The sequence below is a fragment of the Rhodococcus sp. 14C212 genome, assembly GCF_011058195.1.
Taxonomy (GTDB): Bacteria; Actinomycetota; Actinomycetes; order Mycobacteriales; family Mycobacteriaceae; genus Rhodococcus; species Rhodococcus aetherivorans.
This window is the reverse complement of sequence record NZ_JAALEH010000024.1, coordinates 1-23131: the sequence shown is the minus strand read 5'-3', so window position 1 is coordinate 23131 and position 23131 is coordinate 1. Positions and strand designations below refer to the sequence as shown.

The window sequence follows — 23131 nt, the reverse complement described above, 5'->3', positions numbered from 1 at the left end:
GGTGACCGAGCGCGAAGACAGCGCATCGACCACGACATAACACCATGCCGCACACAGGGTCCCGTCCCTGCGAGGCACGCGCTCAACGGTCGAGCAGGCGCAGCTCCCCGGCGATCACGGCCAGCCGTGCGGTGTCCACCGGGTCCTCGCCGCGGAGCCGGTCGAGGAGCCGTACGAGGCGGTGCGCGCGACCGGCCGGGTCCGCGGCACTCGCCTCGAGCGCGGTGACGACGAGGGCGTCGAGGCGGTCGGAGATCTCGTCGCGCAGGGCCGCCGCACCCATGGCCTCCCAGTAGGAGGCGCGGACGCGGGTCGCGAAACCGTCCAGCAGCCAACGGATGTGAAGGCTGTCGATCAGTGCGTCCCGGGCCGCGGCGACACGGGCGGGGTCGGTGCCCAGGCGCAGCGCCACCGCGGCGTTCGCGAATGCGCCGCGGCAGTCCTCGGCCGACGGCCGGTCGCCCAGTGCGGCGGCGACGGGCGCGGCGAAGAGCGCCACGAGAGCCTCCGGTGTGTCCGCGTCGTCGCACGCACCCGTGAGCACGTCGCGGAGCGCCCGGCGGGCGGTGTGGCGCAGCAACCACGCCATCTCGGCCTCGACGACGCGCGCGAGCGCGCTCAGCTCCGCCAGCGTGCTGCGTGCATCGGCGCCTGCCGCCAGGATCCGGGTTCGGATGTCCTCGGTGTGCAGTACCCGGCTGACCACCACGTAGGCGAGCGCCGAGTCCGCGGTGGCGGCGCCGAACCGTTCCTCGAGCCGGTACAGGGCTCCCGGGCCGAGACGGTTGACGAGCTCGTCCGCGAGCGACGCGACGACGATCTCCCGGCGCAGCGGATGCTCGGCCACGCCGCTTCCGGCGCGGGCCAGGATCTCGGCGGGGAAGTAATTCTCGGCCCACGGGCTGCAGGCCGGGGAGTCCGGCAGCGACGACGCGGCCAGCTCGCTCGCGACGACGTTCTTCGACTGCGCCAGCAGCACAGCGAGTTCCGGTCGCAGCAGGCCCGTTCCCGCCCGGCTCCGCTCCCGGATCTCCTCCGCCGGGGGCAGGCCGTCGCCGTCGCGGGCGATCCGGCCGGCCCGCGCCAGGTCCTCGATCAGCCGCTCGTGCTGGGTGAGCAGCGCCGGGGCGTCGTGCTCGCTGCAACCCAGGGCCAGCACCTGATCCCGGGACGCCGTGAGCACGGCCTCGGCCACGTCGCCGGTCACCGCGGCGAGCAGCGTCTCCCGCTGTCCGGGCGCCAGCGTTCCGGCCGCGACCGCGCGATCGACCGCGATCTTGATGTTGACCTCCCGGTCGGAGGTGGCGACGCCGGCGGCGTTGTCGATGAAGTCGCCGTCGCAGCGGCCGCCGTGGCGCGCGTACTCGACGCGCGCGGCGCGGGTGAAGCCGAGATTGCCGCCTTCGCCGACGATGCGCGCACGCACCTCGCGGGCGTCGACGCGGACCCGGTCGTTGGCGGGATCGGCGGCGTCGCCGTGCGTTTCGCCGGAGGCCTTCACGTACGTGCCGACGCCGCCGTTCCACAGCAGGTCCACGGGCGCGCAGAGCACGGCCTTGATCAGCTCGTCGGGCGTCAGGGTCTCGGCGTCGATGCCGAGGGCCGCGCGGGCGGCGGCGGACAGCGGCACGGACTTGGCGGTGCGCGGCCACACGCCGCCGCCCGCGGAGATCGCCGCGGGGTCGTAGTCGGCCCAGGACGAGCGCGGCAGCGCGAACAGGCGCGTGCGCTCGCGGTGGGAGGCGGCAGGGTCGGGGTCGGGGTCGAGGAAGATGTGCCGGTGGTCGAAGGCCGCGACGAGGCGGATGCGGTCGCTGAGCAGCATGCCGTTGCCGAAGACGTCGCCCGACATGTCGCCGATGCCCGCGACGGTGAAGGTCTGCGTGTCGACGTCGTGGCCGAGTTCGGCGAAGCGGTGCCGCACGGCCACCCACGCGCCGCGAGCGGTGATGCCCATCGCCTTGTGGTCGTAGCCGGCCGACCCGCCCGAGGCGAAGGCGTCGCCGAGCCAGTAACCGTATTCGGCGGCAACGGCGTTCGCCGTGTCGGACATGCGGGCGGTGCCCTTGTCGGCGGCGACCACCAGGTAGGCGTCCGCGCCGTCGTAGGCGACGGTGTCGGCCGGGGTGGTCGGCGCTCCGTCGACGATGTTGTCGACGACGTCGAGCAGGCCGCGGATGAAGGTGGTGTATGCGGTGGTGAGGTCCGCGGTGGATCCGGGGCGGATCACGAAGGCGCCCTTGGCGCCGCCCGGGACAATGGGCGCGTTCTTGACGGCCTGGGTCGCCATCAGTCCGAGGACCTCGGTGCGGTAGTCCTCCGGGCGTTCGGAGAACCGCAGCCCGCCCCGGGCGACGAGCTCGGCCCGCACGTGCACACCCTCGACGTCGCGGGAGTGGACGTAGATCTCCCGCAACGGCACGATCGCGCCGCCGACGGTCAGCGCGGACGGATCGAGCTTGAACGACGCGTACGGTTTGGTGCCCCCGCTCTGGAACCAGTTGGTACGCAGGGTCGCGTCGACGAACGAGCGCAGCCCTCGCAGGGTCCGGTCGAGGTCGAAGGTCGCGGCGCGATCGATGTGGCCGGCCACCGCCGAGGCCGCGGCGGCGACGGCGGCTTCCCGGTCGGGCAGGCCGGGGCGGAACCGGGCGTCGAACAGTGCGGTGAGGGCCGCGGCGTAGCCGGGGGTGGCCGTCAGGCAGCCGAGCATGTACGTGGGCGACAGGCCGATACCGGCCTGCGCCAGGAACCGGACGGCTGCCCGGATCAGGTCGACCCACCGCCACGAGATACCCTCCTGCAGAACGAGTATCGAGAAGTCGTCGATGTCGGTGCGGCCCTCGGCCCCCGCGACGAACGCGCCCGCGATCAGATCGAGCACCCCCGCGTCCGGAGCGGCGGTTCCGGACGGCGCGATCGTGAAGTGGTGCGTCCCCGGCTCGTCCAGCGGCCGGTGGTCGCTCACGTGGAGACCGAAGCGCCGCAGGACGTCGACGACGTCGGTGAGGGTGAACCGGTGGTTCGGCCACGAGGCGAAGCAGCCGAGTGGACTGCCGTCGGCGGAGTCGAGGAAACGCAGCGTCGTCGTGTGCTGGGACAGGGAGGGGGCGCTCACGTGGGGTCCTTTCCGGGGCGGCGGCGATGGGGCGAGTCTGCCGCCCCCGGACCTCGGAAAGGCAGGGCCGAAGTGGAGCGTTCGAATCGCCGCGAACCGCCGATTCGGAGTGGACGACGACCGTCGCGGACGCTCGGTGCCATCCGTCAGGCGATCGGTACCTCGTCGAACCCGAGCACGACCTTCAGCACCATCTGGAGAGCGGGATTGGTGTCGTCACGCCGCCACGCCACGCGTAGGTCGACATCGGGGGTCGACTCGTCGAGCGGAACGAAGACGACGTGGAGATCGGTGACGTTGTGGGCCACGGAGGCCAACGTCAGGGGGCACCCGACCTCGGCGCTGACCAGGGCCAGGGCGGTCTGCGTATCGGGGGCTATCTGGACGACGTCGGCGACGGACCCGCCTACGTGAGAGAGCCGCCGCAGTCGATCCGGAAGGACCGCGCCCTCGTGGGGCGGGAGGGAGACGAAGCTTTCCGCGGCGAGCTGGGTGATCGACAATCGGCGCGCGCCGGCCAGGGGGTGGGTGTCGGGCAGCGCGACGACGAGGGAGTCCGGCATCACGACGCGCGCGGCGATCTCGGCGGGGACGATGTCCCAGCGCCCCAGGGCGAGGTCGGTGTCGCCGTCTACGAGTTTCTTCATCGCCGGCTGGGCGAAGTTCTGGCTGGAGAGCTCGAGCCGGATGCCCGGCCGCTGGGACCGCACCACGCGGGCGAGCCGGGCGACGAGCTGGTGGGTCGAGACGCCGGCGAAGGAGATCCGGACGAGGCCGACATCGCCGTCGTCGGCCGAGCGCACCGAGGCCTCGGCACGGCGCAAGGCGTCGAGCACTTCCCGCGCGGGACCGACGAGGGCCTCTCCGCTCGCGGTGAGTTTCACCGACCGGGTGTTGCGATCGAACAACACGGTGCCGAGCGCGAAGGTCGCCGAGATCATCGAGGACCCATCAAGGAGAACCCCATCCGTGAGGTCACTGTCAAGGGTGTGGTGACCGAGGACGGCGTCCTGCACGAGCTGGACGTGCTCGTCTTCGCCACCGGCTTCGACGCGGTGGACGGCAACTACCGCCGCATGGAGATCCGCGGCCGGGACGGCCTGCACATCAACGACCACTGGGACGGCCAGCCGACCAGCTACCTGGGCGTCTCCACGGCGAACTTCCCCAACTGGTTCATGGTGCTGGGCCCCAACGGTCCGTTCACGAACCTACCGCCGAGCATCGAGACGCAGGTCGAGTGGATCAGCGACACGGTCGCGTACGCCGAGCGCAACGGGGTGCGGGCGATCGAGCCCACGCCGGAGGCCGAGGCCGAATGGACCGAGACCTGCACCGAGATCGCGAACGCCACGCTGTTCACCAAGGGTGATTCGTGGATCTTCGGCGCGAACATCCCGGGCAAGAAGCCGAGCGTACTGTTCTACCTGGGCGGCCTGCGCAACTACCGTGCCGTCCTGGCCGAGGTCACGGACGCCGGATACCGGGGCTTCGACGTGAAGTCCGCCGAGATGGTCACGGTCTGACGCTCATCCCCAGCCGAGGACGGCCGGCCGCCATCGGGTGACACCGGCCGTCCTCCACTACCTGACAGGAGAACCCCATGGGTGTGTACACCACCACCGATCCGGCCACTGGGGAAGAGGTCGCGCAGTACCCGGAGATCTCGGACGCCGAGTTGGACGAGCTCATCGGGCGCAGCGCCGCGGCGTACCGCTCCTGGCGCACCACGCCGTTGGAACAGCGACGGGCGGTTCTCGCCCGGGCCGCCGAGATCCACCGGGAGCAGGCCGACGAGCTGGCCGCGCTCCTCACCCTGGAAATGGGCAAGCCGATCACCCAGGCCAAGGGCGAGGTGGCGCTGGTGGCCTCGATCTACCAGTACTACGCGGACCACGCGGAGGAGTTCATGGCGGATGAGCCCCTCGACATCGCCGGATCAGGTACCGCGGTCGTGCGCACCGAGGCGATCGGCCCGCTCGTCGGGGTCATGCCGTGGAACTACCCCTACTACCAGGTGGCCCGCTTCGCCGCCCCCAACATCGCCCTGGGCAACACGATCATCCTCAAGCACGCGCGGAACTGCCCGCAGTCCGCGCTCGCGATCGAGCGGGTCCTGACCGAGGCCGGGCTGCCCCACGGGGTGTACCTCAACGCGTTCATCTCCTCCGCCCAGGTCGCGGCGGCCATTGCGGATCCGCGTATCCAGGGTGTGTCGCTCACCGGATCCGAGAAGGCCGGTTCCGCCGTCGGTGAGGTCGCCGGCCGGCACATGAAGAAGTGTGTGCTGGAACTCGGCGGCTCCGACCCGTTCATCGTGCTCGGCGACGCCGATGTCGATGCGGCGGCCTCCGCCGCCGTCGTCGGCCGGCTCGGAAACGGCGGACAGGCCTGCACGGCGTCGAAGCGCTTCCTCGTGGAGGAACCCGTGTACGACGAGTTCGTTCGGAAGTTCCTCGACGGGATGACCGCCTGGCAGCCCAGCGACCCGGCCAGCCCCGAGACGAAGCTCGGGCCGTTGTCTTCACGCTCGGCCGTCGACGAACTGGACGAGCTGGTGCAAGATGCCGTCTCCCACGGCGCCGAGGTTCTGACGGGTGGGGACCGGCGGGACGAGAAGGGTGCCTACTATCCGCCCACCGTCCTGGTCGGCGTCACTCCCGAGATGCGCGCCTACCACGAGGAGCTGTTCGGGCCGGTGGCGGTCGTGCACCGCGTCGGTTCTCTCGACGAGGCGATCGAGGCGGCCAACGATTCGCCGTTCGGCCTCTCGTCCAGCGTGTTCACGTCGGACCCGGAGAAGGCCGACCGTGTGGCGGAGGAGCTCGAGACCGGCATGGTGTGGATCAACAGCACCAGCAAGAGTTCGCCGGACCTGCCGTTCGGTGGCGTCAAGCGTTCCGGCGTCGGCCGCGAGCTGGCCCGGTTCGGCTTCAACGAGTTCGCCAACAAGAAGCTCGTGCGAAACCCCGGCGGGAGGAAGTAACCGAGCGCGTCGACGGCAGGACTGCCGTGCGTCCGCGGGTGCAGTGCGGTCGCTGACGAAGGCGAAGTGAGCGACCGTCACTGCCCGGGCGGCGGACCTGCCGGGCGGCCGCCCGCGGGGCCGCCCCCCATCCCGCCCTGCGGCGCATCGGACTGGACGTTCGCGGACTTCTCGGCGACACCGACCGCGATGTCGACGGCGTAGCCGGTGTCGATGCTGCCGGTGACGGCGGCGAGTTCGGCGTCCCAGCCGTCGCCGAAGACGTTGTCGGAGTCGAGGCTGATCTGCGCGAGGTTGCGGGTGCTCTGCGCGTATCCGTCGGCGCCGGCGTACACCGTCTCGCACACGTCCTGGGGGAGGGCGATCTGCGAGGTCAGCCGCGCGTTGTCGCCGGCGACGGCGACCTCGAGGGAGTCGTACACCTCGAAGTGGATGTGCGGCCAGCGCCCCGAGTAGCAAGCCGGGAAGATCGAGGTGAACGAGACGGTGCCGTCGGCGTCGGCGACCTGCACGCCGCGCAGGTAGTTCTGGTCCGTCAGACCGTCGCTGTAGAGGGAGTACTGCCCGTCGCGGTCGCAGTGCCACAGGTACACGGCCATGCCCCGGCCGGGGGCGCAGCCGGCGGCGAGATCCTGCAGGTGCAGGGTGATGGTGGCCGGCACGCCCTCGGCGGTGCCGGTGTAGTCACCGAAGCTGGTGGTGATGTCCTTGCGGATGATTCCCGACTCGATCAAGACGTTGGGCCCGTTCGATCCGTCGCCGGGGTACGGGCCGGCCGTCTCCTGCGGTGCGGCGGCCACGCACTCGCCCGCGGCGGTCGCGGAGGTGGTCGACGCGGCAGTGGTGGAGGCCGACGCGGACGCCGAAGCGGACGTCGACCCGCCCGTCGAGCACGCAGCGAGGGCCGCGGTGCCGGCCGCGCCGAAGACGGCCAGCATCCGCCGGCGCGACAGCATCGTCCTCATGTCGTGGGCCAGGCCCAGGTCGTGCTCGTGGAGTTCGGGATCGGTGGGAACGCGACGCGCCCGGCGTGAACTCATGGCGGTGTCCTCTCGGCTCGGTTCGGTGAGGTTCACGCTACGAAGCGATGCTGGGGAAACCTTGGACGGAAGCTGGGAACCTGCTGGCAGCCGGGTTCGGGCGGATTCGTCCTTCGGTCGTCGAGCCCGGCTCGCGCCGGGGTGGGCGCGGGTAGGATGCGAAAGGTCGGCGCCCCTGCCGATTCCCGATCGCCACGACATGAGGGATGCGATGTACTCGTACAAGGTTGTCGAGGTCCGCGAGAAGATGCTCGGCGGGAAGATGTCCGGTGACAAGCTCGAGGATCTGCTCAACGAGCACGCCCGGCAGGGGTGGCGCCTGAAGGCGATCACCTCCGCCGAGATCAAGGGCCGCGTCGGCCCGGGCGGGGTCGAGGGATTGCTCGTCACCTTCGAACGCGAGGGCTGACGGGCGCCGATCAGCGCGGCGCGTGGGGTGACAGGCCCGCGAGCACGTAGCGCCGCACGTAGCGCAGCACGGCGTCGTCGTTGTCGGGGTCGAGGGTGTTGCCGGGCACCGTGGTGAGGCTGATGAGCGAGCGCGCCACCCACTCGGCGGCCTCGACGGGATCGACGTCGTCGCGGACCTCCCCGCGTTCGATCGCCGCGACGACGAACTCGAGCCAGAACGCCGCGAGGTCGGGAACGAGTTCGCGCACCCCTGCGCCGGCGCACGCCTCGAACTCCTCGGGCTCGGCGGCGCGCAGCCGGAGGGGGAGCGCTCCCGGATCGTCGTAGGTGGCCCGGCCGATCCGGACGCCGGCCGCGAGCTGCTCGGTGAAGGTGCCGTACCCGGCGAGTGCCGTCCTGGCGGCGGTCCAGTACGCGTCGTCGAGCCGGACGATCACGCTGCCGACCAGGCTCGCCTTATCCGGGAAGTGCCGGTACAGCCAGGCCCGGGACACACCGGCCTCCTCTGCCACCTCGGCCATCGTGGTTGCCCGGATTCCCTTGGCGCGCAGCGATTCTTCGGTCGCGGCGAGCAGCCGCTCGCGGACGCTTCCGGGTTTGGTCTCGGTGGGCACGCGCTGTTCCTCTCGGCTCGCGGACCGCGCGGCCCGCGAGCCGACCCTACGCGCAGTAGACACTTTCCGGAATGTGTATACACCCGCGGTGAACATGTTCTACATTGTGGTCGTCGTCACCGGACGCGCTCGCGCCGGAGATCGGACCGGCTCACCGGGGTGGCCGGAACCTGCACACGAGGAGCTGCCACATGCCGGCACCGACCACCGCCGTCATCGGCGCGGGAATCAGCGGTCTGACCGCCGGCAAGATGCTCGGGGACTACGGCGTGCCCTACACGTGCTTCGAGTCGTCGGACCGGATCGGCGGCAACTGGGCGTTCGGCAACCCCAACGGGCACAGCAGCGCCTACCGCTCGCTGCACATCGACACGTCGAAGCATCAGCTCTCGTTCAAGGACTTCCCGATGCCGGAGTCCTTCCCCGACTTCCCGCATCACACCCAGATCAAGCAGTACCTCGACGGATACGCCGCGGCCTTCGACCTCGAGTCGAGGATCGAGTTCCGCAACGGCGTCCTGCATGCCCGCCGGAACGCGGACGGCCGATGGGAACTCGACACCGAGGACGGGTGCACCCGGTACTTCGACTTCCTCGTCGTGGCGAACGGCCACCACTGGGACCCTCGGATCCCGGACTTTCCGGGTGAGTTCACCGGCACGTCCCTCCACTCGCATCACTACATCGACCCGCGCACGCCGATCGACTTCTCGGACAAGCGCATTCTCGTCGTCGGGATCGGCAACAGTGCCGCCGACATCGCGGTGGAGCTGTCGTCGAAGGCGCTCGGCAACGAGGTCACGCTCTCCACCCGCTCGAGCGCCTGGATCGTACCGAAGTACATCGCGGGGCGTCCGGCCGACAAGTACTACCGGACCAGCCCCCACCTTCCGCTCTCGTGGCAGCGCAAGCTCGCCCAGCTCGGTCAGCCCGTCATCGCGGGGCGTCCCGAGCGGTACGGGCTGCCCACGCCCAACCACAAGTTCTTCGAGGCCCACCCCACCCAGTCGGTGGAACTGCCGCTGCGCCTCGGCTCCGGCGACGTCGTCGCCAAGCCCGACATCCGCCTGCTCGACGGCGCGACGGTGCACTTCGAGGACGGCACCTCGTCGGAGTTCGACGTCGTCGTCTACGCCACCGGCTACAACATCACCTTCCCGTTCTTCGACGAGGACTTCGTCAGCGCGCCCGGCAACCACCTCCCGCTCTACAAGCGGATCTTCAAGCCCGGCCTCGACAACCTCGCCTTCGTCGGGTTCGCACAGGCCACGCCCACCCTGTTCCCGTTCGTCGAATGCCAGGCCCGGCTCGTCGCGGCCCACGTGATCGGCCGGTACCGGCCGCCGCCGGTCGACGAGATGGAGCGGGTGATCGAGGCCGATCAGCGTAAGTACACCGGGCACATGCTCGACCGGCCCCGGCACACCCAGCAGGTCGACTACTTCCTCTACGAACACGACCTGCGGGTACACGAACTGCCCGCGGGCAGGAAACGTGCCCTCACGCACCGGTAGTCGCGTTCGTCCGACCGTCCTCCCCGAGAAGGTACCGAATGGCATACCGACACCACACCTTCCGATCCGGCGACGACCTCTGCGACGCCTGGCACTTCCCCGGCCGGGGCGAGGCGTTCACCGGTGACGACGGCCGCCCGGTCGTCGTGATGGCGCACGGGCTCGGCGGCACCAAGGACTCCGGCCTGCAGGCGTTCGCGGAGCGGCTCGCCGCGGCCGGTCTCGACGTCCTCGCCTTCGACTACCGGGGATTCGGCGCCTCCGGTGGTGTGCCGCGTCAGCGGGTCGACCTGCGGGGCCAGGCAGACGACTACCGGGCCGCCCTGTGCGCCGCCGCCCGCCTCGACGGCGCCGACCCGAATCGTCTGATCCTGTGGGGTGTGTCGCTGTCGGGGGGACACGTGCTCTCGGTGGGGGCGCGCCGCCCGGACGTCGCCGCCGTCGTCGCCCTCACACCGTTGGTCGACGGTCCCGCCGCGGGTCTGCTGGCGGCCCGGCACCATTCGACGCTGTCGATGCTGCGGTCCACCGCAACCGGAACCCGCAGCCGTGTCGCGGTCCTGCGGGGCCGCCCACCCGTGACGATTCCGATCGTGGGCCGTCCCGGCGAGACCGCGGCGCTGACCCTGGACGGGTATTTCGAGGACTACACGACCCTCGCCGGCCCGACGTGGCGCAACGAGATCGACGCGAGCGTCGCGCTCGAGCTCGGCACCTACCGTCCGGGCAGGGACGCCGCCGGACTGCGGTGCCCGCTGCTCGTCCAGATCGCGGACTTCGACCGCAGCGCACCGCCGCACGCCGCCGCGGTCGCCGCCGCTCGGGGGCGGGCCGAGGTCCGCCACTATCCGTGCGACCACTTCGACGTCTGGCCGGGGCACGAGTGGTTCGATGCCGCGGTCGCCCATCAGATCTCGTTCCTGTCCCGGCATCTCGGTGCCGGGAGTCCGGCCGCCGGGATTCCCCGGGCCGACGATGCCGCCCCCACGACGACGAGGTAGACCATGGCAGAGACCGTCCAGCAAGCCCTGCGCGAGCGATGCGACCAGGACACCACCGCGATCGTGTACGGCGACCACACGTGGACGTGGCGCGAGCACCTCGGCCGCGCGTCCGCCCAGGCCGCGGCCCTGCTGGGCGTGGCGGACCCGGACCGCCCGATGCACGTGGGCACCCTGCTCGGCAACACCCCCGACATGCTCGAAGCCATGGCGGCGGCCGGACTCGGCGGATACGTCCTGTGCGGCATCAACACCACCCGCCGCGGCGACGGCCTGGCCCGCGACATCCGGCGCGCCGACTGCCAGATCGTCGTCACCGACCCGGAACACCGGCCGCTGCTGGACGGGCTCGACCTGCCGGGGGTGCGGATCCTCGACACGTCGTCGCGGGAGTGCGCCGATCTGCTCGCCGGCGCCGGTGTCCTCCGGCCATACCGCGAGGTCGGGGCCATGGACACCTTCATGATGATCTTCACGTCGGGCACGAGCGGCGATCCGAAACCGGTCCGCGTCGCACACCTGATGGTGCTGTTCGCGGGACAGAACCTCATCGGCCGGTTCGGCATCACCGGCGCCGACGTCTGCTATCTGTCGATGCCGCTGTTCCATTCCAACGCCGTCCTCGCCGGTTGGAGCGTGGGCATCGGCAGCGGCGCGGCCATGTCCCCGGCCGCCTTCTCTGCGTCCCGGTTCCTCGACGACATCCGCCGCTGCGGCGCCACATACATGAATTACGTCGGCAAGCCTCTCGCCTACGTGCTCGCGACCCCCGAACGCCCCGACGACCGCGACAACCCGCTGCGCGTGGCGTTCGGCAACGAGGCCACCGACCGCGACATCGAGGAGTTCGCGCGCCGGTTCGACTGCACGGTGTGGGACGGCTTCGGCTCCACCGAGAACGCCGTCATCGTCACCCGCGAACCGGGCACGCCGCGCGGGTCGATCGGCAAGGGACTCGACGGCGTCGCCGTCTACAACCCCGCCACCGTCACGGAATGCCCCGCCGCGGAGTTCGACGCCACCGGCGCCCTGATCAACGCGGACGAGGCGATCGGCGAACTGGTCAACACCCACGGTGCGGGGTTCTTCTCCGGGTACTACAACGACCAGGAGGCCACCGACGAACGGCTTCGGCACGGCATGTTCTGGTCCGGTGATCTCGCGTACAAGGACGCCGACGGATGGATCTACCTGGCCGGCCGCACCGCGGACTGGATGCGGGTCGACGGCGAGAACCTCGCCACCGCCCCCATCGAACGGATCCTGCAGCGCCTGCCCGCCCTGAACCGCGTCGCCGTCTACGCGGTGCCGGACGAGCACGTCGGCGACCAGGTGATGGCCGCGATGGTGCTGCAGGACGACGCCGAACTCACCCCCGAGATGTTCGAGGAGTTCCTCGCCGCCCAGCCCGACCTGTCGCCGAAGGCGTGGCCGCGGTACGTGCGGATCGCCGCGGACCTGCCCAGCACCGCCACGAACAAGATCCTCAAACGCGAACTGGCGCAGCAGGGCCCGACCCCCGGTGACGGCGTGCTGTGGACCCGCCGCGACCGCCGGGCGCCGGGCGCGGGGACTGGGGAGGGGCGCCGCTTCGTCGCGACCCGATGACCCGGCGGGTACGCCGTTCGCGGGGTCTCGCTGAGCGGGATCTCGCCCGGGGCGGGCCGGGTGCGCTCATAGCATCCGCGCCATGACCGCAACCACCGGCGCCGCCTCCGACGTGCACGCGCTGCTCGAACGCCAGCAGCAGGAATCACGCTCGCGGCGGACGAGTTCCGCGGCGGGCCGCCGTGCCCGGATCCAGCGGGTGATCGACCTGCTCGTCGCCCGCCGCGACGAGATCGTGGAGGCGATCGACGCCGACTTCGGCGGGCGTCACCCGGGATACTCGACCCTCAACGACGTGCTCGGGTCCCTGACGGCGCTGAAGTACTCGCGCGACCACCTCGAGGAGTGGATGCGGCCCGAGGAGCGCGCGGTCTTCTCCCCCTACGACCAGCTCGGTGCCACCGCCTCGGTGCACTACCAGCCCAAGGGGTCGGTGGCGATCATCGGAACCTGGAACGCCCCCGTCTTCACGCTCCTGAGCCCACTCGCCGGGGTGCTGGCCGCCGGCAACCGGGCCGTGCTCAAGCCGTCCGAACTCGTGCCGCGCACCGCACAGGTGCTGGCCGCCGCGGCCGCGGAATTCCTCGATCCCGCCGAGGTCGCGGTCGTCACCGGCGGACCCGACGCCGCTCAGGCCCTGACGTCCCTGCCGTTCGACCACATCGTGTTCACCGGCAGCCAGGCCGCCGGGCGCTCGGTGATGGAGAACGCCGCCCGCAACCTCGTGCCGGTCACCCTCGAACTCGGCGGCAAGTCCCCGACGATCGTCGGACGTTCGGCCGACCTCGCGGCGGCCGCGTTCCGGATCGCGGTCGGAAAAGCCACCAACGCCGGTCAGCTCTGCGTCAACCCGGACACCGTGTACGTCCCGGCCGGGAGCCTCGAGGCGTTCGTCGCCGCGGTCCGCGAGTCCTACACCGAGCTGCTGCCCACGGCCGCCGGCAATCCCGACGTCACCGCCGTCGTCGCCGATCGGCACGCCGCCCGCATCGACGGCTACATCCGCGACGCCGCGCAGCTGGGGGTGCGCATCGAGACCGTCCCGCCGGAACCGATCAGCACCACCGAGCGGCGCCGTCCGCTGCGCATGGTCGTCGACCCGCCCGAGTCGGCCGCGATCTCGCAGGAGGAGATCTTCGGGCCCGCCATGGTGGTGCGGACCTACGACGACGTCGGGCAGGTCCTCGCGCGGATCAACGCCGGACCGAAACCGCTGGCGCTGTACTACTTCGGCCGGGATGCGGAGGAGCAGCGCACCGTCGTCGACTCCACCACGTCCGGCGGCGTCACGATCAACGACGTGATGATGCACCCGGGCATGCTCGACGCGCCGTTCGGCGGAATCGGAGCGTCCGGCACGGGGCACTACAACGGCCGCGAGGGCTTCCTCGAATTCAGCCACGCCCGAACCGTGTTCGTCGCCCCGGAACAGGACCCGCGGCGCGAATGGGGGATGCTACCGCCCTACGGCGACGGCTACCGCGCCACGATGGCCGCTCAGGTGAGTCCCTGATTCCGGCCGCCCGCAACGACCACCCCCCACGAATCCCGGAGGAACCCGATGAGAACCCGCGGCGCGATCATCCGTCAGGCACCCGGCGCATACGAGATCGCCGACCTCGAGCTGGACGAGCCGCGGCGCGGCGAACTGACGGTGAGGATGGTGGCGTCGGGACTGTGCCACTCCGACGACCACATCGCCACCGGCGACCACGCGGTGGGCAGCTACCCGATCTGCGGCGGCCACGAGGGCGCCGGCGTCGTCGTGCAGGTCGGCCCCGAGACAGCCGGCTGGAGCGAGGGCGACCACGTGGTGTTCTCGTTCCTCGCCGCGTGCGGGCGGTGCCGGTGGTGCGCCAAGGGCCTGCAGAACCTGTGCGACCGCGGTGCCGCCATCATGACCGGCAGCCGCCCCGACGATCCGACGAGTTTCCGGATGAGCCTCGACGGAGTGCCCGTCGCGCAGACGTGCGGACTGTCCACGTTCAGCGAATACACCACGGTCAGCGTCGATTCGGCGGTCAAGGTCGCCAAGGACCTGCCCCTCGACACGCTGTGCCTGCTGGGGTGCGGCGTCGGCACGGGATGGGGCGCGGCGGTGAACTCCGCCGAGGTGTATCCCGGGCAGACCGTCATCGTGCAGGGCATCGGCGGCATCGGCATCAACGCCGTCCAGGGTGCCGCGCACGCCGGGGCGGCGCAGATCATCGCCGTCGATCCGGTGCCGTTCAAGCGCGAGAGCGCACTGCGGTTCGGGGCGACGCACGCCGTCGCGGACATGGCGGAGGCGACGGAGATTGCCCGCTCCTGCACCGACGGGCAGGGCGCCGACGCGGCGATCGTCACCGTCGGCGTCACGACCGGCGAGCACATCGCACAAGCGTTCTCGGCGATCCGCAAGGCCGGCACGTGCGTGGTCACCGGTCTCGGCAAGATGACGGACTTCGGAATACCGATCAGCGCCCTGGAACTGGTGCTGTACCAGAAGCGGCTGCAGGGTTCGCTGTTCGGCGCTTCCGCCCCGACCGCCGACATCCCGTGGATGATCGAGCTGTACACCTCGGGCAAGCTGAAGCTCGACGAGCTGGTCACGTCCACTTACAAGCTCGACGACATCGCGCAGGGCTTCACCGACATGCACGAGGGCAGGAACCTGCGCGGGATCGTCGTCTTCTGATCGACACGGAGGTCCCGAGATGGAAGTGGTGGCATCACTGCCGGCGGACACACAGCTGAGCCGGGTGGCCGAGCGGGTACGCCGGATCGAAGCGCTGGGGTACGACACCGTGCACGTGTCGGAGACGGTGCGGGACCCGTTCGCCGTGTGCGCACTGGCGCTGGAACACACCTCGCGGCTGACGGTGCGCACCAGCATGGTTGTGGCGTTCGCCCGAAGCCCGATGGTGACCGCGTATTCCGCGTGGGAGCTCGCCCGCTTCTCCGGGGGCCGCTTCCAGCTCGGTCTCGCGACGCAGGTCCGCGGCAACATCGTCGGCCGGTTCTCCATGCCGTGGAGCGACCCCGCCGCACAGCTGCGCGACTACCTCGACTCCCTGCGAGCGATCTTCGGATCGTTCGCCACGGGAGAGCCTCTGTCGCACAGCGGACCGCACTACACATTCGACCGATTGCAGCCGTACTTCCGACCGGGCCCCGTCGACGTCCCGGCGCCGCAGTTGTGGACCGGTGGCGTCAACCGGCGGATGTGTGTGCTCGCCGGTGAGCGCTCCGACGGATTCGTCACCCACCCGACGAACTCGCACCCCACGTTCCTGCGCGAACGTGTCCTGCCCGCGCTGCGCGAGGGCGCCGACCGCCGCGGCCGGCGCGACGGCGGTACCCGCGTCGTGGTGGTTCCCAAAGCGATCACCGGCGGCGACGACCGGACCGTCGCCGCCGCCCGCGAGAGGGCCCGCTCCGAATTCGCGTTCCTGTACTCGACGCCCGCCTACCGCCGAACGCTGGAGACGCTCGGTCTCGCCGACCTCGGCGACCGGCTGACCAGGATGGCGCGGGAGCAGCATTGGAACGAGATGCCGCAGACGGTGACCGACGACGCGCTGCGCACCCTCGTCCCGCAGGGCACCTACGCTCAGCTGCCGGCCGTCCTCGAATCCTGGTACGGCGGCACGTGCGACGGGCTGTCGATCGACCCGCCCGAGGATCCGGCCGACGACGACGAATTCGCGGACCTTCTCGACCGCATCCGCGCGATCCCGGAGCGGCCGGTGCGGTGAGACCCCCGGCGCCCCACCTGTCGCCTCGTCAGGCCGGTCCGCCCGGGGTCTGTCCGTTCCGCTCGGCCTTTTCCTTGCCGACCAGCTCCTCCATCCGCTCGGCGCGGGCGCGCTTGTCGGCGGCCTCGCTCTGCTTGCCGGCGGCGTCCTTCAGCTGCGCCTCGGCCGGGGCGGCGGCGGCCTGCTCGGCCGCCCTGATCTGCTCCTGTTCCTTCCGCCGGGCGGTCTCCACCGCCTGCGTGCGCCGTGCCGCCTCGGCGTCGGCCTGCTGCTTCGCGGCCTTCGCGCGTTGTTCGGAATCGCGCGCGGCGGTGCGCTTGCGCTCCTCCTCCCGCTCCCGGGCCTGCGCCACCTCACGCTGCTTCGCCTCGTGGGCCTGCGACTGCTGCGCCCGCGCCTGCTCGCGCTCGGCGCGCAGCGCGGCGTCGGCCTCCTGCTCCTTGCGGGCGGCCTCCTCCTCGAGGGCCGTCGCCCGGGCGAGCGCGTCGGTGCGCTCGGTCATCGCGGCTCCGCGCTGCTGCACGTCGCGCGCGCCGAGGACGGTTCCCACGGTCCCGTCGAGCATGCCGAGGCCCCGCTCGTACATCAGTCGTGGGGGTGCATCGGGCGGGAATCGCGAGAACACCTGCTGCTCGATCATCTGCAGCGGGAATCGGAAGATCTGGTACTGCAGGCGCAGCACGGCCAGGGGCACAGTGGTGATGTTCATGTCGTCTCCGCTTCGTCGGGTATGAGAGGTCAGGGCGTTTCGGCGTCGTCGTCGAGGCTCTCGGCCTTGCGCCGAGCGCGCGTGGCCTCGGCACGCGCCTCGGCGGCCTCGTCCATCGCCTCGCGGTGGTCCTCGGTGGCCTCGATCGCGTCGGCGGTGGCCTCCGCCACCCGAGCGCGCTCGGCGGCCTCCGCGCGCGCCGTCTCGGCGCGGGCGTCTTGTTCGGCCTCGAGCTGCCCGGCCGCGGCCCGGTGCTGCGCCTGCTGCTCGGCGGCCACGTGCTCGGTCTGCTGCCGGCGGCGCACGTCCTGCTCGGCGGCCGCGGCCTCCTGCCGGACCGTGTCCCGCTCCTGCGCGCCCTGCTCGCGGACCCGGCCGAGTTCCTCCGCGGCCTCCTCGGTCTCGGCCCGCGCGACGGCTTCGGCGGTGTTCGCCTCCTTGCGGTCGTGGGCCTCGGCCTGCTGGAGCTGCCCTTCGGCGGTGAGCGAGTCGTTGCCGGTCACCGCGCCCGCGACTTCCTTCGCCTTGCCCTTGATCGAGTCCAGCAAGCCCTCGCGAGCCTCCGCGGACGTGCCTTTTTCGTCCATGACGTCGTGCTCCTCGGTGGTAGGGAACGTCTGTGCGGGGTTGTCCGCTACCGGGGGGTAACCGGAAATGTTCCGCTCCAATCACGCAGGCGGGGATTTCCGAGTGCGGATCCGGGTCCGTCCGCGTGCGCTCCGGCGGACAATGAGGCTCGAGGATCCGGCTCAGGGGGAGGCGACGTCGATGACCGGGAACGACGGCTCGGGTCCGGACGGGACGCCTCGACGGGTGCTCCCGGAGGCCGGGTCGCATGTCGGGGGCGGCCGCTACCGGCTGGTGGAGCGGCACGGCACCGTGGGCGGCCTGCAATGCTGGCGGGGGCGCGACACGGCCATGAACCGGACCGTGGCGCTGACCCTCATGCCCCGGCCCGCCCCGGATGCCGGTTTCTTCCCGGAGGTGTGCGTGCGGACCGCCTCGGCGGCCTTCGATCGGGTGGGGGCCGCGGCCCGCGTCTTCGACGTCGTCGACGACACCGACCACTGCGTGGTGGTGGCGGAGTGGACGCGGGGCCGGTCGCTGCGCGACGTGGCCGGCGACCGTCCGGACCCGGCCACGGCCGCGCGGATGACCCTTCGCCTGGCCGAGACGGTGCGTGCCGCGCACCGGCAGTCCACGGTCCTGTGCCTCGACGATCCGGTCCGCGTCCGCGTCGGCGAGTGCGGCACCGCCGTCCTCGCGTTCCCCGCGATCCTGCCCGGGGCAGACGAGGCGACCGACGTCGCCGGGCTCGGCGCGGTGCTGCGCTGCCTGCTCGGTGCCGGCGACGGGTGTCCCGGCCCACGCCCGCTGTGGACGCTCGCCGACGATGCCGTAGACGGACGAGTGTGCACCGCAATCGATTTCGTCGAACGTTTGGTCCGGATGCTCCCGCGCGACGATGTTCCGTTCCGGGGCGCGGAACACGGGGCCGAGGCTGTACGTGACGTAACCCCTTCGCCGGTGTCGGACCGGCTCTCCGTGGATCGGCCGTCCGAGACCGCCTCGCGCGGCGTCGGGGCCGTGTCCGCCTCGGCTGCAATGGTTCTGGTGGCGTGCCTCGCCGCGGTCGGCTGGGTCGCCGGCACCGCTGTGAGCGGCCCGGGTGGCGACACCGCGGTGACGGCACCGACGATGCCCGCAGTCGCCGTCGCACCGCCGCCGATCGGTGCCCGGGCGGCATCGTCCGGCGTCCCCCTCGTTCCGCTGTCCGTGCGCGCCCAGTCGCGGGACGGGACTTCCGACAATGCGGTGACGGCGGACCTTGCGGCGGACGCCAACCCGAACACGGCCTGGAGCACCGACCTGTATCCCCGGCAGGTCCCGGCCGGGCGGAGCGGCGTGGGCCTGACGATCGCCTTCGCGCGGCCGGTCCGGCTCAGCGAGGTCCGGATCGACAGTCTCAGTGCCGGTTCGCGTGTCGAGATCCGAACCGCGCCCCGCGGGGGCGGTCCGCACCACGCGTCGCAGACGATCGGCGGCGCTGTCCTCGTCTCCGGCGTGACCCGCATACCGGTGGCGGCGACGGCGGCACCGATGTCGGAGGTGCTCGTCTGGATCACGGAACTCGCGGCGGCCGGGCCCGACCGCTTCCGGACGTCGCTGTCCGAGCTGGGATTCAGCGGAGACACCGGATCGTGATCGTCCGCTCGCACCTGGTCAGTCGTACGCGCGCACGTGGAGCACGACCACCCGCGGACCGTACCGTGCGCGCGCACGGGCCAGTGCCTCCGACCGCACCTGCTCCTCGGTCACTCCCGTCGGCAGGGACAGGATCAGGCTCTGCGCGGGGTGGTCCGGGTCGGCCGGATCCTCGACCAGGCACATCCAGTCGAACGTTCCGCCGGCGCGTCTGCGGGCCAATTCGATCCGGGCCGCCTCGACAGGTCCGCACCCCACGGCGGCATCGCGCGTCGTGCTCTGGTCCACGAGCCGAACGAGATGCTCGGTGGACCACCGGTGCACACCGCTGTTCAGCCGAACAGGATCCATCGCGTCACCGCCTCCCCGCGGCACATTCCCGGACCATTCGTTGCGTGCGTCGTATCCGGTGCGGGAGCTTTCCGGTGATTCTTCCACCCGTGCGGCCGGACGAGAAGGCCGGTTGCGGCGAATCCGCCGAGCGGGCCCACCGGGTGACGGGCGTGGCGCCGGAGCACCCCGTCGGCCACGATGACTTCACCCACCGTACGTCGAATCGAAGGACGGTCCCGCAATGAGCACCCCCGAGCTGGCCCGGCACGCCTCGCGGTTGCGGGCCGATCTGCACGTGTTCGATCGGCGTATCAAGGAACTGAGCGATGAGTTCGGGCGGATCGATCGCCATTCGCACGGAGACTCCGCCGAGGCCGCGCTCCTCGAGATCCTCGACCTCCTCGCCGACGCGCGCCTGGATCTGCGCAGCGTCGACAAGCATCTGGAGACGGCGGTCCGGCACGCCGAGAACCTGCACTGATCGCCGCGGGGGCACGCCTGGTTCGCCGTCGGTGGCATTTCATTCCATAATTCCATAGAATGTCGTAGCGACGTCGTTCGCGTCTCCCGTCGGGACGCCCCCGCGCGCGGCGACCCCGATTCCACACGTCCCCCGGAGGGCGGCTCATGAACAGCCCCACGCGTCCCACCACCCCGTCCGCCGAACGGATCGGCCTCGGCCTGCGCCGCAACGCCGCCCAGTTCACGCTGCTGGTGGTGGTCAACGCCCTCGTCGGCGGCATGCTCGGCCAGGAACGCACCGTGCTGCCGTTGCTCGCCGAGGAAGAGTTCGGCATCCGCGCCTACACCGCCGGCCTGTCGTTCATCCTCGTCTTCGGCCTGTCGAAGGCGCTCACCAACTACTTCGCGGGCACCTTCTCCGACCGGTACGGGCGCAAGCCGGTGCTCGTGGCCGGCTGGCTGGTCGCGCTCCCGGTGCCGCTGCTGCTCATCTGGGCTCCGTCGTGGGGCTGGGTGATCTTCGCCAACGTGCTGCTCGGCATCAGCCAGGGACTGACCTGGTCCACCACGGTGGTGATGAAGATCGACCTGGTCGGCCCGGCCCGCCGGGGTCTCGCGATGGGACTGAACGAGGCCGCGGGGTATGCCGCCGTCGCCGCGACCGCGCTGGCCACCGGCTACCTGGCCGAGGCCTACGGTCTGCGGCCGGCACCGTTCCTGCTCGGCATCGCCTTCGCGGCCCTCGGCCTGGGACTGTCCACGCTCGCCGTGAAGGAGACCCGGGAATACGCGCGCCTCGAGGCCGTCGGCCACGTGGCCCGTGCCGACGGACGCCACGACCACCTGCACGACAAGCTCACCGACGGGCAGGTGTTCGTCCAGACCAGCTTCAAGGAACCGGCGCTGTCGTCCGCCAGCCAGGCCGGCCTGGTCAACAACCTCAACGACGGCCTCGCCTGGGGCCTGTTCCCGATCCTGTTCGCCGCCGCCGGTCTGTCCGTAGGGAAGATCGGTGTGCTCGCCGCGCTGTACCCGGCCGTGTGGGGAGTCGGCCAGCTGGTCACCGGCGCGTTGTCGGACCGGTGGGGCCGCAAGTGGATGATCGTCGCCGGCATGTGGCTGCAGGCCCTGGCCCTGGCCGTGATCGCCGTCTCGGATGCGTTCCTGCCGTGGGCGATCGCCGCGGCGGCGCTCGGCGCGGGCACCGCGCTGGTCTACCCGACCCTGCTCGCCTCGATCGGCGACGTCGCCCACCCCGCCTGGCGGGCCCGGTCGGTGGGCGTGTACCGGCTCTGGCGCGACGGCGGATTCGCCGCCGGCGCCCTGCTGGCCGGTATCGTCGCCGACGCGTTCGGCGTCCACGCCGCCGTGTGGGTCGTGGCCGCGCTGACCGCCCTGTCCGGGCTGATCGTCGCGGTGCGCATGTACGAGACCCACCCCCGACCTGCCCGCGTCGCACAGGAGGACCCCGCCCATGGCTGACCGAGCCGCCAAGGACGCCCTCTTCGGGGAGTTCGCCGCCGTCGGCAAGGTGCTCGGCAACCCCGCGCGCCTGGAACTGCTCGACCTGCTCGCGCAGGGCCCGCGCAGCGTGGACGAGCTCGCCGCCGCCGCCGGGCTCGGGGTGAGCACCTGCTCGGCACACCTGCAGACGCTGCGCGCGGCCGGGCTGGTACAGTCCCGCCGCGACGGCAAGCGGATCTTCTACTCGCTCGCCGGGGACGACGTGGCCGTCCTGTGGGACACCCTGCGCCGCGTCGCCCAGCGGCACCGCCCGCACACCGAACTCGCCCGTCGCGCCTATCTCGGCCCGGACGACACCACGGCCGTCGACACCGAGGATTTGCTGCACCGCCTCGAGACCGGCGAGGTGGTCCTGCTCGACGTGCGCCCCGAGGCCGAGTACGCCGCCGGGCACCTGCCCGGCGCGCTGCACGTGCCACTCGACGAGCTGACCGAGCGGCTCGCGGACCTGCCGGCGGGCCGTGAGATCGTCGCCTACTGCCGCGGCCGGTACTGCGTGCTCGCCCACGACGCCGTCCGGCTGCTGCGCATCCACGGCGTGCCCGCCCGGCGCGCCGCCGACGGTGTGCTCGAGTGGAGACTCGCCGGGCTGCCCGTCGACTCCGACGTCGCCTGACCGCCTCCGCGACGTTCGCGTCCGGTTCGATTCGCGGTCACCCGCCGTCGACGGAACCGGACTTTCCGGCACCGCGAGCGCATGGCCCGCGCCGCGCCGCGGGCCGTGCGCGTCAGGCGGACCAGGACCGCCAGCGCAGATCGGCGATCCGGAGCACCGGCCCCGCCGGGCGCGCGGCGCGGTACTGCGCGTACTTGACGGCGAGCGCATCGAGACCGGCCGTGCCGATCGCGGAGCGCGGGTCGTGGACCGTGGCGGTGCCGTCGAGACGGACCCACCACAGGTGCGTCCAGTCGTCCTCGTAGTGGTCGACGAGCACCGTGACGTGCGGGTTGCCCTCGATGTTGCGCAGGCGCCGCAGCCGACGCGTCGTCTTCGGTTTGTCGTCGACGCAGGTGTAGAGGACGTCGCCGGCGAGCGCGAACACGATCGGGACGAGGTGCGGGCGCCCGTCCGGCCCGGCGGTGGCGAGCCGTGCGACGCGGGCGGCGGTGACGAGAGCGCGTGCGTCCACATCCCCACGGTAGGCGCCCGCCGGCCGTCACCTTCTCGGTCCGGGGATGCGCCTGTCGGGGCCGAACCGCGGGCCCGCGAGGCCCGGCGGGGCCGGCCGCCAGTTGTACTGGTTCTGCGCCGACGGGGATTCCAGGTCGGCCCAGGCTTCCCGCGCCCAGGACTCGGCCTCCGGTCCCGGGCCGAAATCGATGCCCAGCGACGGGTCGTGGGTGCCGATCACCCAACGGTGACCGTCGGGGGTCTCGTGGATGCGATAGTGCCGCGCCGTCGGGGGGTCGGGGAAAGGTGCCATGAGAACGGGGTTCCCGCGACGCGGCGAATCATGTCCGGCGCGTCGCTCAGGTGCTGCCGAGACGCTGCGGCCGGGCCGTGTCCGCTTCCGCGCGAAGCACATCGAGGACGACGTCGCCGTCGACGGTCTCCTCCTCGACGAGGATCGCGGCCAGCCGGTCCAGCGCCGCCCGATGCTGCGTCAGCAGCGCGACCGCCCGTTCCTCGGCGGCCCGCAGCAGCCGGGCGACCTCGCGGTCCACGAGCTGCTGGGTGTGTTCCGAGTAGGGCCGCACGAGGCTCCGCTCGCTGGTGTCGGCATGGAGGTAGTTGGGATCGCCGGAGCCGTACCCCACCGGGCCGAACGCTTCGGACAGCCCGAATTCCCGCACCATGCGCACAGCGATCCGGGTCGCGCCGCTCAGATCGTCGGCGGCGCCGGTCGATCCCTCCCCGAACACGACGAT

The 23131-nt window shown here is 71.5% G+C and carries 22 protein-coding genes and 1 pseudogene; 13 read left to right on the top strand and 10 right to left on the bottom strand.

Going from position 1 to position 23131, the window contains the following annotated elements; genetic code table 11:
* Nucleotides 1-82: 82 nt before the first annotated feature.
* A complete protein-coding gene (locus tag G6038_RS13170; RefSeq protein ID WP_165038308.1) occupies nucleotides 83-3118 on the bottom strand; it encodes an NAD-glutamate dehydrogenase domain-containing protein in 3036 nt (1011 codons plus the stop codon).
* 146 nt (nucleotides 3119-3264) lie between these two features.
* Nucleotides 3265-4059 (bottom strand): LysR family substrate-binding domain-containing protein, encoded by a 795-nt coding sequence (locus G6038_RS13165; protein ID WP_165038306.1) that lies wholly within the window; start codon nucleotides 4057-4059, stop codon nucleotides 3265-3267.
* Between the two features lie 48 nt (nucleotides 4060-4107).
* Here G6038_RS13165 and G6038_RS13160 point away from each other — a divergent pair, with 48 nt between their 5' ends.
* Nucleotides 4108-4644: a hypothetical protein gene (locus G6038_RS13160; RefSeq protein WP_206024666.1), complete on the top strand. Its 537-nt coding sequence runs from the start codon at nucleotides 4108-4110 to the stop codon at nucleotides 4642-4644.
* Nucleotides 4645-4721: 77 nt separating this feature from the next.
* Nucleotides 4722-6104 (top strand): NAD-dependent succinate-semialdehyde dehydrogenase, encoded by a 1383-nt coding sequence (locus G6038_RS13155; protein WP_165038305.1) that lies wholly within the window; start codon nucleotides 4722-4724, stop codon nucleotides 6102-6104.
* A gap of 77 nt (nucleotides 6105-6181) precedes the next feature.
* Here the strand turns inward: G6038_RS13155 and G6038_RS13150 are convergent, their stop codons facing one another.
* Nucleotides 6182-7144, bottom strand: a complete 963-nt coding sequence (locus tag G6038_RS13150) for an intradiol ring-cleavage dioxygenase (RefSeq protein ID WP_165038303.1) — start codon at nucleotides 7142-7144, stop codon at nucleotides 6182-6184.
* A gap of 211 nt (nucleotides 7145-7355) precedes the next feature.
* On the opposite strand from G6038_RS13150, the gene G6038_RS13145 reads away from it, so the two are divergent.
* A complete protein-coding gene (locus G6038_RS13145) occupies nucleotides 7356-7553 on the top strand; it encodes a DUF4177 domain-containing protein (RefSeq protein WP_006935226.1) in 198 nt (65 codons plus the stop codon).
* A gap of 10 nt (nucleotides 7554-7563) precedes the next feature.
* Here G6038_RS13145 and G6038_RS13140 read toward each other — a convergent pair whose 3' ends face one another.
* Nucleotides 7564-8169 (bottom strand): TetR/AcrR family transcriptional regulator, encoded by a 606-nt coding sequence (locus G6038_RS13140; RefSeq protein ID WP_165038301.1) that lies wholly within the window; start codon nucleotides 8167-8169, stop codon nucleotides 7564-7566.
* Nucleotides 8170-8360: 191 nt separating this feature from the next.
* Here G6038_RS13140 and G6038_RS13135 point away from each other — a divergent pair, with 191 nt between their 5' ends.
* From G6038_RS13135 to G6038_RS13110, 6 genes are all read left to right on the top strand, one after another.
* Complete coding sequence (locus G6038_RS13135) at nucleotides 8361-9683, top strand: NAD(P)-binding domain-containing protein (protein WP_165038299.1); 1323 nt, start codon at nucleotides 8361-8363, stop codon at nucleotides 9681-9683.
* A gap of 38 nt (nucleotides 9684-9721) precedes the next feature.
* Entirely contained in the window at nucleotides 9722-10684 is a 963-nt protein-coding gene (locus G6038_RS13130) for an alpha/beta hydrolase (RefSeq protein WP_165038298.1), read from the top strand.
* Nucleotides 10685-10687: 3 nt separating this feature from the next.
* Nucleotides 10688-12292: a fatty-acid--CoA ligase FadD1 gene (gene fadD1, locus G6038_RS13125; protein ID WP_165038296.1), complete on the top strand. Its 1605-nt coding sequence runs from the start codon at nucleotides 10688-10690 to the stop codon at nucleotides 12290-12292.
* A gap of 82 nt (nucleotides 12293-12374) precedes the next feature.
* Nucleotides 12375-13805: an aldehyde dehydrogenase family protein gene (locus G6038_RS13120; protein ID WP_165038294.1), complete on the top strand. Its 1431-nt coding sequence runs from the start codon at nucleotides 12375-12377 to the stop codon at nucleotides 13803-13805.
* A gap of 48 nt (nucleotides 13806-13853) precedes the next feature.
* Nucleotides 13854-14969, top strand: coding sequence for an NDMA-dependent alcohol dehydrogenase (locus tag G6038_RS13115; RefSeq protein WP_165038293.1), 1116 nt, complete (start codon nucleotides 13854-13856; stop codon nucleotides 14967-14969).
* 19 nt (nucleotides 14970-14988) lie between these two features.
* Nucleotides 14989-16029: a TIGR03617 family F420-dependent LLM class oxidoreductase gene (locus G6038_RS13110; RefSeq protein WP_165038292.1), complete on the top strand. Its 1041-nt coding sequence runs from the start codon at nucleotides 14989-14991 to the stop codon at nucleotides 16027-16029.
* Between the two features lie 28 nt (nucleotides 16030-16057).
* Here G6038_RS13110 and G6038_RS13105 read toward each other — a convergent pair whose 3' ends face one another.
* Together G6038_RS13105 and G6038_RS13100 are read right to left on the bottom strand one after the other, a co-directional pair.
* Nucleotides 16058-16738: an IF2 family translation initiation factor gene (locus G6038_RS13105; protein ID WP_165038290.1), complete on the bottom strand. Its 681-nt coding sequence runs from the start codon at nucleotides 16736-16738 to the stop codon at nucleotides 16058-16060.
* 29 nt (nucleotides 16739-16767) lie between these two features.
* Entirely contained in the window at nucleotides 16768-17325 is a 558-nt protein-coding gene (locus G6038_RS13100; protein WP_165038289.1) for a CsbD family protein, read from the bottom strand.
* 181 nt (nucleotides 17326-17506) lie between these two features.
* Here G6038_RS13100 and G6038_RS13095 point away from each other — a divergent pair, with 181 nt between their 5' ends.
* The gene (locus G6038_RS13095) at nucleotides 17507-18943 is read left to right on the top strand and encodes a protein kinase family protein (RefSeq protein WP_165038287.1); all 1437 of its coding nucleotides are present in this window, start codon (nucleotides 17507-17509) and stop codon (nucleotides 18941-18943) included.
* Between the two features lie 18 nt (nucleotides 18944-18961).
* On the opposite strand, the gene G6038_RS13090 is transcribed toward G6038_RS13095, so the two are convergent.
* Nucleotides 18962-19294, bottom strand: coding sequence for a hypothetical protein (locus G6038_RS13090; protein WP_165038285.1), 333 nt, complete (start codon nucleotides 19292-19294; stop codon nucleotides 18962-18964).
* Between the two features lie 223 nt (nucleotides 19295-19517).
* Between G6038_RS13090 and G6038_RS13085 the strand changes: the two genes are divergently transcribed.
* The 3 genes from G6038_RS13085 (at nucleotide 19518) to G6038_RS13075 (ending at nucleotide 21878) form a co-directional block, all read left to right on the top strand.
* On the top strand, nucleotides 19518-19757 hold the full coding sequence (locus G6038_RS13085; RefSeq protein ID WP_165038283.1) for a hypothetical protein: 240 nt from the start codon (nucleotides 19518-19520) through the stop codon (nucleotides 19755-19757).
* Between the two features lie 146 nt (nucleotides 19758-19903).
* Entirely contained in the window at nucleotides 19904-21220 is a 1317-nt protein-coding gene (locus G6038_RS13080; protein ID WP_165038281.1) for an MFS transporter, read from the top strand.
* On the top strand, nucleotides 21213-21878 hold the full coding sequence (locus G6038_RS13075; protein ID WP_165038280.1) for a metalloregulator ArsR/SmtB family transcription factor: 666 nt from the start codon (nucleotides 21213-21215) through the stop codon (nucleotides 21876-21878). The genes G6038_RS13080 and G6038_RS13075 overlap by 8 nt, the downstream gene beginning before the upstream one ends.
* Before the next feature lie 112 nt (nucleotides 21879-21990).
* On the opposite strand, the gene G6038_RS13070 is transcribed toward G6038_RS13075, so the two are convergent.
* The 3 genes and pseudogenes from G6038_RS13070 to G6038_RS13060 all read right to left on the bottom strand — a co-directional run.
* On the bottom strand, nucleotides 21991-22392 hold the full coding sequence (locus tag G6038_RS13070; protein ID WP_165038278.1) for a TIGR03668 family PPOX class F420-dependent oxidoreductase: 402 nt from the start codon (nucleotides 22390-22392) through the stop codon (nucleotides 21991-21993).
* Between the two features lie 27 nt (nucleotides 22393-22419).
* Entirely contained in the window at nucleotides 22420-22686 is a 267-nt protein-coding gene (locus G6038_RS13065; protein WP_165038276.1) for a hypothetical protein, read from the bottom strand.
* Between the two features lie 46 nt (nucleotides 22687-22732).
* A pseudogene (locus G6038_RS13060) lies at nucleotides 22733-23131 on the bottom strand (cell division protein FtsH); the annotation flags it as partial.